Below are 14279 nucleotides of genomic sequence, written 5' to 3' on the forward strand. Positions count from 1 at the left end.
TTTATCTGATGCTTATTTCGCTTTTTCCGGATCAAGTAGATCGTAGAATTGCTCGATTTTCGGCATTAAGATGATACGAGTTCTTCTGTTTGTAGAACGACCTTCAGTTGTCTCGTTAGAAGCGATTGGCATAGCCTCACCTCTACCAGCAGCGATAAGCTTGCTAGACGGTACATCAAAGTTCTCTTCAAGTACTCTTACTACTGAAGTAGCTCTTTTTACAGATAGATCCCAGTTATCCTGGATACAGTCAGTGCTGATAGACTTGCTGTCAGTATGACCTTCTACCATTACTTCAAGATCTGGTCTTGCCTTAATGATCTTAGCGATCTTACCAAGAACGTCGTTAGCTCTTGCTGTAATTCTGGCAGAACCACTTCTGTAAAGCATCTTGTCAGAAAGATTGATCATTACCACAGTTTTGTCAACTTTGATCTCAACATCCTCGTCTTCGATGTCTACATCAAGAGAGTTTGTTAAGTTAACTGCCAAAGCAAGGTTGATAGAGTCAGCCTTTGTTTTAGCAGCTTGTAGTAAACGGATATACTGATCTCTTTCCTGAAGCTGAGATAACGTCTTATCGATATTATCATTAGCAGTTTTAGAAAGAACTGTAAGACCTTCTACTTGCTCCATCTGCTGATCTCTCAATTTCTGTAGATCTGCTACCTGACCTCTTAGGTCTGCGATTTGCTCTTCACGAAGTCTGGCAGTATTCTCCGCACTTGCTTTCGCGTTTGCCAAATCGTTTTCAGCTTTCGTTAAATCTTGTTTTGTTTTCAGTAGATCGTCGCTACATGTGTTTAAAGAAGCTTGTGCTGTGGCTAATTGTGACTCCAGGTCAACATACTTCTTTTTGCTCACGCAAGACGAAAACGCGATTGTTGCTGCCAGCACCAATGCGACTTTAGTTGTCAATTTCATAGTTAGATAAAAAAATTTGTTTCGGTTTATTTATGGCTTTCGAACGAACAAATCTACTAAAATCACTTTCGATTTTACAAGCATTTGTAAGTTTCACTCTACTATTCAAAGGTATTTCTCGATGAAAATCTAAGATTTTGCAAATTTGAATGTTCAAGACTTCCTTTTGGTCGATTTAATCCAGAAAAATTTTAATTTCTCATCAAGGGCTCTCCGTTTAAATCTGTGGTCAAATAGGCCGTCATGACTTCAAAATATGGCAACATACCCCTAAAAACATGAGTTACGTACTCCACCAGATTTGGTTCAAAAATCAATTCATCTGTTAACGCAACCTTGAGTAGAAATTGTTTGTGTTTAAGAAAGTTTATTTTCTCATGATCCGGGCTAAATCCCTTCGGTGCCTTTTTCAGTTTTTGACCTTGAACTTCACCAAACATCTTTATGAACTCTTCGGAATTTATGACCGCTTCATACTCTGATGCATCTGCATCTAACTGAGCTCTTATCTGTTTCAGGTCTTCAGCGTTTGGTCCCCAAAAGCCACCTCCAATAAATGAATTACCCGGCTCCAGGTGGAGATAGAAACCACCTCTACGGTTTTCGCCTGCTCTTCTTAGAAAAAGTCCCCAATGATTTTTGTAAGGTGTCTTGTCTTTTGAGAAACGGGTGTCTCGGTAAATTCTTTGCAAGCACTTTTTCCCCGTAGGATTCTCCAATACATCAAATTCAGACATTTGCTCCAGAACCTCATCAGCGAAACTTACCATAATGGCTAAAGCTTCTTCGTAACGGTTTCTGTTCTTTTCAAACCATTCCCGGTGATTGTTCTCACGAAGGTCTTCCAGAAAACTAAATACCTTTTTCATTCCTCTTAAAAGTTAACACGGTAGAAAAATACAGGCAAGAAGCCCAATTGATACTCTTGTTTGATAAAGGTGCCATCAGGCTGCGGAGCGTAACTTAACGATAAAATATTTTGGATTCCCAAAGGGTTCACCAGATCAATGGCGATGGTATGAGTTAGGCCTTTTCTATTGATTTTATAATCAATTTTGGCATCGAGCCTCTTGTAAGCGTCAAACTGCAAAGTGTTTCTCTCCGCATCTTCATATATAATCTCTTGTGCAGCTTGTGATGCGGCTTCATCCACAGGTCCGTACCATCTTCCTCCTACCGCCGTAAATTTGGCTCCCAGGCTCAAAGCTGATCTTCGGAACTTAATTTCTTTCGCAAAAAGGGCATTTGCGGCATACTTCCCGTTAAAATCTGTATTTCTCAAAACCCCATCGGCTCCTGTATATTTGGCATCAAAGAGTGACCCAGTAGTCAGGAAATAAAAACCATCGCTGAAAAACTTCTCTAAAGTAAGTTCTACACCATAGTTTCTACCTGTACCGGCATTCACCAGTCGCTCAGGAAAAACTCTGGAAAAACCTGCACCTGAATTAACCATTGAGAATGAACTGGTAGGATCTACCTCAATAGGGATGTTGAATAGCTTTTGATAATAGGTCTCGAATAATAATCGCATGTTTTTGCCAAGCAACTTATTATAACCCGCTACAAAGTGCCAACTCTTGGTCAATCCCATATCCGGGTTTAAATAATTAAGATTGTTTTCTGAAATATTGGTCCCATAGAAATATGTATAAGGTGACTGCATTTGCGAGTGTAATCCAGTAGCAATACTTAATTTATTTCCATTACCCGGCTCATAGGTCAATCCGGCTCTAGGTTCTACTGGCGAGAAAGAGTTCTTGTTTACAGAACTATAGAAACTTGTGGCTCCTAAGCTCATGGTCCATTTATTACTCAGGAAGTACTTCCATTGCAGGTATGGCTGTAACTGTACATAATATTTATCTGAAAGCCAACGGGTATCCCAAGGGCTTATGACCACCTCAGGCTGTGGAGTCACCACTCTGGCACTGTCGTAGGATTGAAAATTTGCCAGTTCTGAATTGATACCATATTTCAATGTGCTTCTGGCACTAAACTTTTTATTGACCGAAACTACCCCCGAAAGTTTTTTCTCATCAAAAACATAATCGAGTAGAGGAATAAGCCGGTCAATTGAATATCGGTCTCCTTCTACTACAGGATTCCCCTCACTATCGGTATTGAGTAAAACATAATCATGGTTAGCATCTTGAATGGTTGAACTCACAGCCAGAGTAGCTTTCAAAAAGGTTTTCTTGTTAATCGGTTTTGAATACGTCAAACCAGCCACACCCATACTTGACGAATAATACTGATCACGGTCATTTGAGCCAAAAATATTACGATCATCCAACGTTTGATCACTTATCAAAATATCGATAGTACTGTTCCCACCAAAAGCCCAAAGAGAAAGCTCAGCCCCGTTTTTTTGAGGAAAATTGAATTTCAAAAAAGCATCCTGATAGGTAGGAACCGCGGCCGTGCCTATATCCACACCCAGTTTATCAAACATCCACAAATTGGCATATCGGTAAGTGGCCAAATAGGACGATCCTTTTTCTTTATTTAAAGGACCTTCAGCCATGGCTTCAGTACCTAGAAAGCCAAATTGCACCATGAACTCATGGTTACTATTATTCCCATTTCTGAGTTTTAGATCAAAAACACCTGCCGTTCCATTCCCAAACTCAGCAGGAAAAGCACCGGTAAAAAAGTCTGAATTTGCCAGATACTTATTATTAATGATACTCACCGGACCTCCACTTGTACCAGGAATAGCGAAGTGATTGGGGTTTGGGATATTCACCCCTTCCACTCTCCATAACACTCCAGATGGCGAATTCCCTCTAATTACGATGTCATTTCTAGAATCATCTGCTCCCTGCACCCCTGCAAAATTAGAAGCCATACGAGCGGGTTCTCCACGGCTACCCGCATAACGGTCGGTTTCTTCTACCGAAAACTGACGGGCAGAAATCATCGCCATTTCGTTTTTTGCCTGACCATTTCTTCTGGCCTTGACTATGACCTCACTGAGTTCATTTAAAGACTCCTGCATTTCTATATCAAGAATCACCTCTTTACCGGCATCCACCACAATATTATTCAAGACCACATCCTGATACCCTATATAGGAGAATTTAAGTGTGTGCCTGCCTACAGGCACATTGTTAAAAATATAATTACCGTTTTCATCTGCGACAGCACCCACATTATCTAAAGTGGTTATAGAGCCGGTGGCACCAATGAGAGCAAACTTGGCTTCTTTGTCTTTTATAACACCACGAATGTTTTGTGTGATTTCCTGAGCATAGCAAAATGCCACATTGAAAAGAAGTAAGATCAGTAGGGCTTTCTTTAACATTTCAAGGATTTGTTTTCAAAACAAAAATAGACGAATTTACTTCTCTAACCGCTTAAAACGTTCTTGATTATGGCCTTTTGGCAGCATTTAGAATAAAGGCATACTTTTTGCGTTTTAGCATTGTAAGAGATAACCATTATGATAAAAAAGACTTACGCTTTCATTTTAACCATACTTGTTTTCTTCTCAGGCTCAGCTTTTATGAGCTCAGAAAAGCAGGAGAATACAGAAGACCTAATTCAGTGGATGACCATTGATGAGGCCTTTGCTGCTACTCAGCAAAACCCCAAGAAGACCTTGATAGATGTTTATACTGACTGGTGCGGCTGGTGTAAGGTGATGGACAAAAAGACATTTAGAAACCCGGCGGTGGCAAAATATGTCAATGAGAATTATTATCCGGTAAAACTAAACGCGGAAACCAAAGAGGACATCAAGCTTGGCAATACAGTGTATTCTTATAATGAGCAAAACAGGGCAAATGATATCGCGGTAGCTTTATTACAGGGTAAAATGAGTTTCCCGAGTATTGTTTATCTCGATGAGCAATTCAACATGATTCAGCCAATTCCGGGTTATCAGGATGCCGGCAATTTCCATCAGGTCATTACTTTTATTGGCGAGAATTACCACAAGAAAGAGGCTTTTGATCAATACAAAAGCTCTACCTACAAGAAAATGTTTAGTGAAGAAGCAGTAACGCTTTAAGCGACTTTTGCAATATAGTTTACGGCGTAAGCTATAACTACAGAAACCGTCATACCTAGTACTAACTTCCCAAAGTCATTTCTGATAATTGGAAACAGAGACTTAACTTTTCTGTGCTTAGAAAGCGTGGTAATAGCCATTTCTCTACCTGTCAATAGCCCGATAAACACCCAGGTGGTCGACATTGGAATAGAATTATACTCCTTAAAGAAAAGGAGAATTAGTGCGTAAACAAAGTCAATAATAGTAGCAGACCTTACATATTTGGTATTGGTCTTACTCACCACAATTTCCTGAATCTTACCACCACCTTCTCTAAAAATGAAGAAGATGATTGTTGTAAAAAATACTAAGATCAGCAGGAGTAATTGCCAGCTAATTTGACGCGGCAGAAATGCAGCAATATTGGCCACATCATGGGTTAACCAGCTCCACCACAGAAAACCGGTAGAAACCCACTGAAGCTTTCTCCATTTCTCTTTATTCTTATCTCTGACACTCTTTTTCTCATCCAGAACATTGGATATGAGTATCCAGAAAATATAGGCTGTGATAGCAGAAATAGCGTAACCCACTACAGATTTCAGCAGCATTTTCTCTACAACCACACTTGAAGCAAAAGTAGCCAGAATCAAAAATGAAGTGGACGCCGGAATACCAAAGCGGGTTAATATTATAAGGATAATAGGAGCAATACCGTGGTACCATTTAATAGGCACATAAGGTATCTTTTCTAGTCTTCCATAGGAGATATCGCCATCATAGGCAAACCAACTGTAGGCGATCGTAAGAATTAAACCGATTGCTGCGAAAGTAGCCAGATAGTACCAGGCAATTTTCTTATTGGAAGACATCCAGGTACCTAAAGTCTGGATAGAATCATTTGCAATCACAGAATATGAAGCAAATAGGAAGAAAATAATTGATAACGCTTGTTCCATCCAGATTGTTAGTTAGCTAATTAACCAGCGACTTAATAAGAATAAACCTGCAGATAAAATTACCGAAACAGGTAGAGTAAGCACCCATGTAAGGGCAATATTTTTAATGGTACTTCCTTGTAGATTATCTATGCCGTTACTGGCTACCATGGTACCAGCAATACCCGAAGATAGGGTATGTGTAGTGCTTACTGGTAAACCAAAACCAGAGGCCAAACCAACAGTAGAGGCCGCCACAAGCTCAGCTGAAGCTCCCTGGGCATAGGTCAAATGTGTTTTACCAATCTTCTCCCCTACTGTAACCACAATTCTTCTCCAGCCCACCATAGTACCAAAACCAAGAGAAAGAGAGATCATAAGTTTAATCCAATATGGAGCAAAGTCAATCAGCTTTCTAATGCCTTTTTCCTCTGTTAAAATTAAATCTTTTAATCTGGATTTATCCTCCGCAGATAGGTTAACTTCTTCTTTTGAAACCAGTTCTTTCAGCTCCTTACTTATCAATACTACACTCTTCCTGATCTCAAGTTTATTCTCTTTAGTCACCTCGTCAACTCCAAGTAAGTAAGCCAGTCGATCATTGACATCTGCCAGATTGCGTTTGTCAAGTTTTGATAATTCTTCATCATCAATTTTTGAAACGATACTTTGCGTCTCAAGAATCATAGGTCCTACATCACTCAATTGCGTCTTTTCAGATATCGCGAATAGTGAAGGAACCACACCAATAAGTATGAGCATGATCAAACCTATCCCCTTCTGACCGTCATTATTGCCATGGGCAAAACTTACAAGTCCACAAGTACTGATCAAAATGGTACGAATCCACCCAGGTGGTTTTCCTTTTTTATCGGGCTCATCAAAAATCTCTTTCTGCATTTTGCCTTTAGTGAAGGTCTTCAATAACCACATGAGCAAAACCGCCAGACCAAAGCCAATAACCGGAGCCATAAGTAACCCAGTGAAAACTGACTTCACCTTAGACCAATTGACAGCAGCCACACCCATTTCATTCTCCGGTAAGAGAGCATAACCCAGCCCAACACCAAGAATAGCCCCAATTAGAGTATGTGAACTACTGGAAGGAATCCCGTAGTACCAGGTGCCAAAATTCCAGATGATAGCCGTAAACAAGATAGAAAAAACCATAGCGAGGCTCTGGTAGACATCTTGCTGTATAAGAAGTTCTACGGGTAAAAGATTGATAATACTAACTCCTACCCCTATTCCACCGGCCATAACCCCAAGAAAATTCAGAATCCCGGAATAAACTACAGCCGGAATCGGCTTTAATGAATTGGTATAAATAACCGTAGCCACCGCGTTAGCAGTATCATGAAAACCATTGATGAATTCGAAAAAACAAGCGGCAAGAAGTGCTAAAGCCAGTAGTATAAAAATCCCGGTTTCCAGGCCAAACATTAATGTTCAAAATTTACGGTGTCGCCGAATTGCAAAGGCAAATATACTTCAAATAGAAAAAATAAAGCCGACGGAGTCATTCACTGCCGTCGGCTTCGCTTTATTTGACTCATATTGGCGAACTAAGTAGCTTTCTATAAAGCAAATAGATCAACCAATATGCAATATTAAGAAATTATTAAATTATTACATTACCTGTCATCTCTTCAGGAATGTCAACACCCATCATTGTTAGTATTGTAGGTGAAACATCACCCAATTTCCCATTCTTCGGTTGTCCTTCATAAGCTTTGTCTACCACGATGAACGGAACAAGATTTAATGAGTGAGCTGTATTGACACTTTTATCATCATTGATCATATAATCTGCGTTACCATGATCTGCGATTACGATTGAGGTATAACCGTTTTCAAGGCCAGTTTCTACTACCTCTTTCAAACAGGCATCTACCGTCTCCACAGCCTTTTTCACAGCCTCAAAATCACCTGTGTGACCTACCATATCTGGATTAGCGAAATTCAGACAAACAAAATCTACCTCACCTTTTTTCAGCTCAGGAAGGATTCCGTTTTTGATATCGTTGGCCGCCATTTCAGGTTTTAAATCATACGTAGCCACATCTTTAGGCGAAGGAGCCATGATTCTGGACTCACCATCAAACTCTTTTTCTCTACCACCACTGAAGAAGAAGGTTACGTGCGGATATTTCTCCGTTTCGGCAATTCTGATTTGCTTTTTACCAGCTCTTTCAAGAACCTCTCCCATGGTGTTCACCAGGTTGTCTTTCTCGTAAATGACGTTGACATCTTTAAATGTGGCGTCATAATTAGTCATGGTTAGGTATTTCAACTTTAAAGGACTCATTTCCTGCTCAGGAAAAGCCTTTTGAGTCAAAACCTCAGTAATTTCTCTACCTCTGTCAGTTCTGAAATTGAAACATAATACCACATCACCTTCTTCTATTTTGGCAATAGGCTCATCATGCTGCTGAACCACTATGGGCTTCATAAATTCATCGGTCACACCAGCATCATAAGCTTCCTGGATAGTGGTAAGTAAACCGCCGTTTGAAACATAATGGTCGCCTTTGCCATGCACCATAGCATCATAGGCTAGCTTTACTCTATCCCATCTCTTATCACGATCCATAGCATAATATCTACCTACGATAGAGGCAATTTTGCCACCGGTAGTGGCCATTTTTAATTGTAGATCGGCTATGAAGTCCTTGCCGGATTTAGGATCTGTATCTCTACCATCAAGAAAAGCGTGTACGAAAACATCTTTAACTCCTGCATCTCCGGCGATTTGACAAAGACCTTTAAGGTGATCAATATGAGAGTGAACTCCGCCATCTGATACCAAACCAATGAAATGGACTTTCTTATTGTTCGCCTTGGCAAAATCCAAAGCCTCAACCAATACAGGTTCTTTGGCTAGTTTACCTTCTTTGATCTCAATATTTATTTTCTCTAGCTGCTGGTATACAATTCTACCCGCTCCCAGGTTCATATGACCTACTTCAGAGTTACCCATCTGACCATCTGGCAATCCTACCGCAGAACCACAAGCTTCTAATGTGCTATGCGGATAGGTCTCCATAAGGTGATCAAAATATGGAACATTTGCAGCTTCAATAGCCGAACGCCACTCCTCTCCTTTCTTTGGTATTCCCCATCCATCAAGGATGATAAGCTGTACTTTTTTACTCACGATAAATTGCTTTATGGTTAATTCTTTGATTGATATAATAAAGTGCTGCAGTTATCGGCTCGTAATACCTCTGCAGCCATGTCTTTCATGTCTTTTTGTGTTACTGCCTGAAGCCTCTCAGCATCGGCATTACAAAGTTCTGCGTTCCCGTAGTTTGCGGCAAAGGCCAGATTCATGGCTCTGTTTAACAGTTCTACTTCAGAGAATTGTAAAGTAGATTCTGCCTGATTTTTCACCTTTGCCAGTTCTTGTTCTCCGAGATTCATTTCCTGCACCTCACTCACTAACTTTTCAACAGCCTCGTTACCTTGCTCTGCACTCACTCCCTGGTTAAGGTGACCTTGAATCACCAACATCCCCGGATCCAAAGAGCCCATGACATGTGCTGAGATACTATTGAACAACTTCTGGTCTTGTACTAAACTTTGATAAAGTCTGGAAGATTTTCCGCGACCCAGCACATCGCTGATCAGATCCGTAGCATGGTAGCCATCTTCATACCTGCCAGGCATATGGTAAGTTTTAAATATGGCATTCAAAGGCACAGATGCCTCTGTTTTCTCAATTCTAGCTTCATTTTGTCTAGGTTCCTTTGGCAGGCTTCTATTCAATGGCTCTCCGGCGGGAATACCGCCAAACCACTTTTCTGCCAACTCTTTTACCCTCGAAAGCTCAAGGTTTCCTGCAATGACCAGCGTAGCATTATTTGGCCTGTAAAAACGAAAGAAGAAATCTTTCACATCTTGCATAGTTGCGTTTTCAATGTGCTCTATTTCTTTTCCGATGGTAGCCCATTTATATGGGTGATGCTTATAAGCCAATGGCCGTAATTTAAGCCAAACATCACCATAAGGCTGGTTGAGATAACGCTGTTTAAACTCCTCAATCACCACCTTTCTTTGTACTTCCAGCACCTTCGGATCAAACGAGAGACTAAGCATTCGGTCAGACTCTAACCAAAAAGCCGTTTCAATATTCTCTACAGGAAGGGTAACATAATAATTGGTGATATCAGGCGAGGTAAAGGCATTATTCTCGCCTCCCACTTTCTGAAGCGGTGCATCAAAACTTTCAATATGCTTACTGCCGCCAAACATCAGATGCTCAAACAAATGAGCAAAACCTGTCTTGCTTTCATCTTCATCACGCGAACCCACATTATAGACCAGATTAAACGCCGCAATAGGCGTTGTTTTGTCTTGATGTAAGTAAACGTTGAGGCCGTTGGCCAATTGAAAATGCTCGAAGTGAATCATTCAGAAGTATTGAGGTCACAAAAATAACAACCTCCTTCGCTCTGCACACATTTCTACCTGTTTTGTGAAACAAAAATTGCTTCAAAAGAATTTAACCGTACATATTCATATCCTTAATGGCTTTTAATACGTCTCTTCGGCTGATCTGCCCCACCAATTTACCCGAATGGTCTTTCACCAGAAGTCGTTTGTAAGGAGTGGTCAAAAAAACGTTTGCTACCCGTACCATATCAAAGTCTACGCTGATTTCTTTCATAACATTGGTCATAAAAGAACCCACGGTGTCTTTGCCAGCGGGTTGGTTGTAGTAAGTACTCCCCAGTAGCACATTTAAACAGTCTTTATCGTCAATCAAACCAACGACCTCTCCCTTTTTATTCAGAACTGGAGCACCCGTAATTCGATTATTCAATAAAACCTGAATGGCAGAGAGTATAGGAGTGTCTTCTTCAAGAGTAATGAGTTTACTGGCAGGGGTCATATACTCAGTAACTACCGGAACGCTTTGGGTAATGGCCTTCTGCCAATCATCCGTACTTCTGTTTTGGAAATTTTTCATGATTCAATAGGTTTTGGTCTTGTAATAGGTTCACTCAGCCCAGGAAAGGACATCTCCTTTCAATATACAAAATCCACTGATAACCAACAATTTGAATCAGTTCTATTAAACATTAACGAAAGCGATGGCTTCTGCTAATAGCTCATTTATTTCATCGATATTTAAGTCTTGAGAAGAATCAACTCTGTAAATCCTCATTCTTTTACGGTCGCCAGATTCAAGCTTAGGATGTTGCATCATTTGACCTTCTACAAAAAGTATGTAAGGCTCTTTGGTTTTCTTATCAGACCAGAGATAACAGACAGCCTTTTTACCGAGAGCAAAACAAGGCATTCCGTATTTTATTGTTTCTGTTAATTCGTTAGAATAGTTGAGAATACTGGTTCTCAGGGCAAGCAAACAGCTCTTTTGAGGTTCTTCCTTATCAAGATAAAAATCTGCCATCTTATACGTGCTGGTCTATTAATATGGCATTTCCATCAGGATCAATTAAAGTAAGACTTGCAGGACCTACAGTACTTTCATCTGCTTCGGTCTGGAGGGTTATGCCCTTTGACTTTAACGACTTTTGAATATCTCGGACATCGTCAAAGTTGTCCAGATTATTGGCATTGCTATCCCATCCCGGGTTGAAGGTCAAAATATTTCCTTCAAACATGCCTTCAAACAAACCGATTAAGGTCTCTTCGTTTTTCATGATGAGATATTTTCTTTCCAAGGCTCCGGCAAAGACTTCAAAACCCAGGTTTTCGTAAAAGGCTTTACTCTTATTCAGGTCTTTTACACTCAAACTGACCGAAAATGCTCCTAGTTTCATAGCTAATTAATTTATAGTTGACTGTCCCTTTTTAAGCTTCTCTCAGAATTTTCTCCATCTTTCTACCTTTGGCTAATTCATCCACAAGTTTATCGAGATAACGAGTTTGACGAGTCAATGGTGTCTCAATGTTCTCAATTCGATAACCACAAATTACGCCTTTGATAAGGTCTGCATTCGGGTGAAGCTTTGCTTGAGCAAAAAATTCTTTGAAGGTTACTTTCTCATCTATGAGTTTCTGAACCTTTGAGCCATCAAAACCTGTGAGCCATTCAATGACGGTCAGTAGCTCTTCTTCTGTTCTTCCCTTTTTCTCAACTTTGGTGATATAATGAGGATAGACCGATGAGAAAGTCATTTCAGCGATACGTCTATCATGTTCAGGAGTAGTGGTCATATTATATGCTTTTTAGAATATCAGCAATTTATCGAAAATATGATCTTCTTTAGACCTTAACGAATAAAAAAAGGCTTGGCTAAATAGCCAAGCCTCATACTTTCAAACTCTTTTTTAAGACTATTTCAATTGAAGTTGAACCTCAAGTTCAAAAATATCATCAATAGCTTTGTCACCTAGGTTATCAAAGAAGGAGTTTGAACCATACTTCACATCAAATTTTGAACGATCTACCTTAATGCTAGCCAGGTAACCATTGGCTTTTTTGATGGTGGTAAAGCTTATTTCTTCTGTTTTACCTTTTATCGTTAAATCGCCAGTAACCGTTGCCAGGTTACCTCTAAAAGCTGAGGCACTCGTTACTTTGAAAGTGGCGATAGGATAAGTCGCTACTCCAAAAAAGTCATCTGATTTCAGGTGGCCTACTAATTTTTGATTGTAACCCTCATCAGTAAGATCGGTATTTTTTATAGACGTCATATCAATGACAAATTCGCCACCAGATATCTTGCCATTTTCTACCGTAATTTCACCACTTTTTAGGTTAATTGTTCCTACATGCTGACCACCAATTTTCTTCCCTGTCCATTTTACTACAGAGTTGTTCAGATCTACTGATTTTGTTTGTGCATTCACCAATAAAGCACTTACCGCGAAGGCCATAGCCAAAAATGTTCTCGTTAATTTCATTTTGTTTTGTGTTTAGTTTTTGTTCGATTATTAATTAACTGATGCAAACATAGAGGCTCTTTAAACACTAAAAATTAAGGTAGTTTAAGAAATACAAAAAGCCCTCAAAACATAAGATTCTGAGGGCTTTGAAAATTAAAATTTATCGTCTTACTCCGGCTCCACCAATAAGCGAATGCCGTCGATCTTTCTGATGATCACTTGCTCACCGGCGGCTATAGATGCCTGATGAATATTCTCAGCTATCCAGTCGGCTCCTCTAAAGAAAACCTTCCCTTCTCCTTTTGCAGGTATATCTACTGAGACTTTGGCTCTTTCATTGAGCATTTCTGAGTAGTTCTCTCCTTTCCGAAAAAACATTTCTTTGAACTGCTTTCTAAAAAGTAGCATCGACCCCAAAGAAACCACACAGAAGGCTATGATTTGACCAGGCAAGGTAGGTGTTACGTCCAAATAGGTCAATAAAGATGAGGCCAAAGCTCCCAAGCCAAAAAACATCAGGAAAAAGGAGGTGGCCACCAGCTCTCCCACTAAAAGCAGGACACCGGCTATGGCCCAAATTTCTATTGCAGATAATTCCATAAATTATTTCTTTTCAGTTTGCTTAATAACGGTCATTGCCGAGGCAATCACAGACCCTACATCGGTAAGGTTTGAAGGTAAAATCATGGTGTTACCTTCTTTAGCCAATTTACCAAATTGCTCAATATATTGCTCTGCTACCTGAAGCTGAACAGCCTCCATACCGCCTTGGCTTTGTATGGCCTCAGCTACTTTACGGATACTCTCAGCCGTAGCATCAGCTACGGACAAAATAGCGGCAGCTTCCCCCTCCGCATTATTAATTTGCTCCATTTTGGCGGCCTCAGAGTTTAGCACTACCCGTTGCTTTTCACCTTCGGCAATATTGATAGCCGACTGTTGACGTCCCTCTGACTCCAGAATAACAGCACGCTTTTCACGCTCGGCCTGCATTTGTTTTTCCATGGCCATAAGGACTGTTTGAGGAGGAGATATATTACGAATCTCATAACGTAGAACCTTTACTCCCCAGCCAATAGCCGCTTCATCAATAGCAGCTACCACGGCTTGGTTTATGGCCATACGCTCCACAAAAGTCTTGTCCAGGTCTATCTTACCGATCTCAGACCTCATAGTGGTCTGGGCTAATTGCGTTACCGCAAAGACGTAATCATTAATACCATAAGATGCCTTGTGAGGGTCAATTACTTGTAAGAAAATTACCCCATCTACCTGCACCTGTACGTTATCTTTAGTAATACATACTTGCTCATGTATATCGTAGGCTTGTTCTTTCAGGCTATGTTTATAGGCTACGCGGTCAATAAACGGTGCCACGAAGTTGATCCCGGGCTGAAGTGTAGACTGATATTTCCCCAGTCTTTCAATAATAAAGGCTTTTTGCTGTGGTACCACTTTAATAATAGAATAGGCCACCAGCACAATCAAAACAATAATAGCTACTGCTGCAATCATATATAATAAGGTTTATTACGGCGGGGTGTGGTTTTCTTTTGCCGTGT

15 protein-coding genes are annotated in these 14279 nt (G+C 40.3%); 1 reads left to right on the forward strand and 14 read right to left on the reverse strand.

The window, feature by feature from the left end:
• Positions 1-12: 12 nt before the first annotated feature.
• The 3 genes from ACUXV0_RS06305 to ACUXV0_RS06315 form a co-directional block, all read right to left on the reverse strand.
• Positions 13-924 carry an OmpA family protein gene (locus tag ACUXV0_RS06305; protein WP_446192224.1) on the reverse strand — a complete coding sequence of 304 codons (912 nt, stop codon included), beginning with the start codon at positions 922-924 and terminating at the stop codon, positions 13-15.
• 191 nt (positions 925-1115) lie between these two features.
• Positions 1116-1793, reverse strand: a complete 678-nt coding sequence (locus ACUXV0_RS06310; RefSeq protein ID WP_446192225.1) for a DUF2461 domain-containing protein — start codon at positions 1791-1793, stop codon at positions 1116-1118.
• 5 nt (positions 1794-1798) lie between these two features.
• Positions 1799-4231, reverse strand: coding sequence for a TonB-dependent receptor (locus tag ACUXV0_RS06315; RefSeq protein WP_446192226.1), 2433 nt, complete (start codon positions 4229-4231; stop codon positions 1799-1801).
• A gap of 138 nt (positions 4232-4369) precedes the next feature.
• Between ACUXV0_RS06315 and ACUXV0_RS06320 the strand changes: the two genes are divergently transcribed.
• Positions 4370-4939 carry a thioredoxin family protein gene (locus tag ACUXV0_RS06320; RefSeq protein ID WP_446192227.1) on the forward strand — a complete coding sequence of 190 codons (570 nt, stop codon included), beginning with the start codon at positions 4370-4372 and terminating at the stop codon, positions 4937-4939.
• Here ACUXV0_RS06320 and ACUXV0_RS06325 read toward each other — a convergent pair.
• From ACUXV0_RS06325 to ACUXV0_RS06375, 11 genes are all read right to left on the reverse strand, one after another.
• Positions 4936-5880, reverse strand: coding sequence for a hypothetical protein (locus tag ACUXV0_RS06325; RefSeq protein WP_446192228.1), 945 nt, complete (start codon positions 5878-5880; stop codon positions 4936-4938). The genes ACUXV0_RS06320 and ACUXV0_RS06325 overlap by 4 nt on opposite strands.
• 12 nt (positions 5881-5892) lie before the next feature.
• Positions 5893-7302, reverse strand: a complete 1410-nt coding sequence (locus tag ACUXV0_RS06330; RefSeq protein WP_446192229.1) for an inorganic phosphate transporter — start codon at positions 7300-7302, stop codon at positions 5893-5895.
• Positions 7303-7480: 178 nt separating this feature from the next.
• Complete coding sequence (gene gpmI / locus ACUXV0_RS06335; protein ID WP_446192230.1) at positions 7481-9016, reverse strand: 2,3-bisphosphoglycerate-independent phosphoglycerate mutase; 1536 nt, start codon at positions 9014-9016, stop codon at positions 7481-7483.
• 17 nt (positions 9017-9033) lie between these two features.
• Complete coding sequence (locus tag ACUXV0_RS06340) at positions 9034-10272, reverse strand: M16 family metallopeptidase (RefSeq protein WP_446192231.1); 1239 nt, start codon at positions 10270-10272, stop codon at positions 9034-9036.
• 91 nt (positions 10273-10363) lie between these two features.
• On the reverse strand, positions 10364-10831 hold the full coding sequence (locus tag ACUXV0_RS06345; RefSeq protein ID WP_446192232.1) for a CBS domain-containing protein: 468 nt from the start codon (positions 10829-10831) through the stop codon (positions 10364-10366).
• Positions 10832-10936: 105 nt separating this feature from the next.
• Complete coding sequence (locus tag ACUXV0_RS06350; RefSeq protein ID WP_446192233.1) at positions 10937-11275, reverse strand: DUF1801 domain-containing protein; 339 nt, start codon at positions 11273-11275, stop codon at positions 10937-10939.
• Between the two features lies 1 nt (position 11276).
• The gene (locus ACUXV0_RS06355; protein WP_446192234.1) at positions 11277-11648 is read right to left on the reverse strand and encodes a VOC family protein; all 372 of its coding nucleotides are present in this window, start codon (positions 11646-11648) and stop codon (positions 11277-11279) included.
• Positions 11649-11679: 31 nt separating this feature from the next.
• The gene (locus tag ACUXV0_RS06360) at positions 11680-12045 is read right to left on the reverse strand and encodes a DUF2200 domain-containing protein (protein WP_446192235.1); all 366 of its coding nucleotides are present in this window, start codon (positions 12043-12045) and stop codon (positions 11680-11682) included.
• Between the two features lie 120 nt (positions 12046-12165).
• A complete protein-coding gene (locus ACUXV0_RS06365) occupies positions 12166-12735 on the reverse strand; it encodes a YceI family protein (RefSeq protein ID WP_446192236.1) in 570 nt (189 codons plus the stop codon).
• 150 nt (positions 12736-12885) lie between these two features.
• Positions 12886-13317, reverse strand: a complete 432-nt coding sequence (locus ACUXV0_RS06370; RefSeq protein ID WP_446192237.1) for an NfeD family protein — start codon at positions 13315-13317, stop codon at positions 12886-12888.
• A gap of 3 nt (positions 13318-13320) precedes the next feature.
• Positions 13321-14232, reverse strand: a complete 912-nt coding sequence (locus ACUXV0_RS06375) for an SPFH domain-containing protein (RefSeq protein WP_446192238.1) — start codon at positions 14230-14232, stop codon at positions 13321-13323.
• Positions 14233-14279: the final 47 nt, after the last annotated feature.

The sequence above is a fragment of the Jiulongibacter sp. NS-SX5 genome, from assembly GCF_052828545.1.

What these genes read in the sequence shown, in the direction of transcription:
- ACUXV0_RS06315 (WP_446192226.1), bottom strand. Translation starts at nt 4,231, where the DNA reads ATGTTAAAGAAAGCCCTACTGATCTTACTTCTTTTCAATGTGGCATTT.
- ACUXV0_RS06360 (WP_446192235.1), bottom strand. Translation starts at nt 12,045, where the DNA reads ATGACCACTACTCCTGAACATGATAGACGTATCGCTGAAATGACTTTC.
- ACUXV0_RS06375 (WP_446192238.1), bottom strand. Translation starts at nt 14,232, where the DNA reads ATGATTGCAGCAGTAGCTATTATTGTTTTGATTGTGCTGGTGGCCTAT.
- ACUXV0_RS06320 (WP_446192227.1), top strand. Translation starts at nt 4,370, where the DNA reads ATGATAAAAAAGACTTACGCTTTCATTTTAACCATACTTGTTTTCTTC.
- ACUXV0_RS06325 (WP_446192228.1), bottom strand. Translation starts at nt 5,880, where the DNA reads ATGGAACAAGCGTTATCAATTATTTTCTTCCTATTTGCTTCATATTCT.
- ACUXV0_RS06355 (WP_446192234.1), bottom strand. Translation starts at nt 11,648, where the DNA reads ATGAAACTAGGAGCATTTTCGGTCAGTTTGAGTGTAAAAGACCTGAAT.
- ACUXV0_RS06350 (WP_446192233.1), bottom strand. Translation starts at nt 11,275, where the DNA reads ATGGCAGATTTTTATCTTGATAAGGAAGAACCTCAAAAGAGCTGTTTG.
- ACUXV0_RS06370 (WP_446192237.1), bottom strand. Translation starts at nt 13,317, where the DNA reads ATGGAATTATCTGCAATAGAAATTTGGGCCATAGCCGGTGTCCTGCTT.
- ACUXV0_RS06365 (WP_446192236.1), bottom strand. Translation starts at nt 12,735, where the DNA reads ATGAAATTAACGAGAACATTTTTGGCTATGGCCTTCGCGGTAAGTGCT.
- ACUXV0_RS06340 (WP_446192231.1), bottom strand. Translation starts at nt 10,272, where the DNA reads ATGATTCACTTCGAGCATTTTCAATTGGCCAACGGCCTCAACGTTTAC.
- ACUXV0_RS06345 (WP_446192232.1), bottom strand. Translation starts at nt 10,831, where the DNA reads ATGAAAAATTTCCAAAACAGAAGTACGGATGATTGGCAGAAGGCCATT.
- ACUXV0_RS06330 (WP_446192229.1), bottom strand. Translation starts at nt 7,302, where the DNA reads ATGTTTGGCCTGGAAACCGGGATTTTTATACTACTGGCTTTAGCACTT.
- ACUXV0_RS06305 (WP_446192224.1), bottom strand. Translation starts at nt 924, where the DNA reads ATGAAATTGACAACTAAAGTCGCATTGGTGCTGGCAGCAACAATCGCG.
- ACUXV0_RS06310 (WP_446192225.1), bottom strand. Translation starts at nt 1,793, where the DNA reads ATGAAAAAGGTATTTAGTTTTCTGGAAGACCTTCGTGAGAACAATCAC.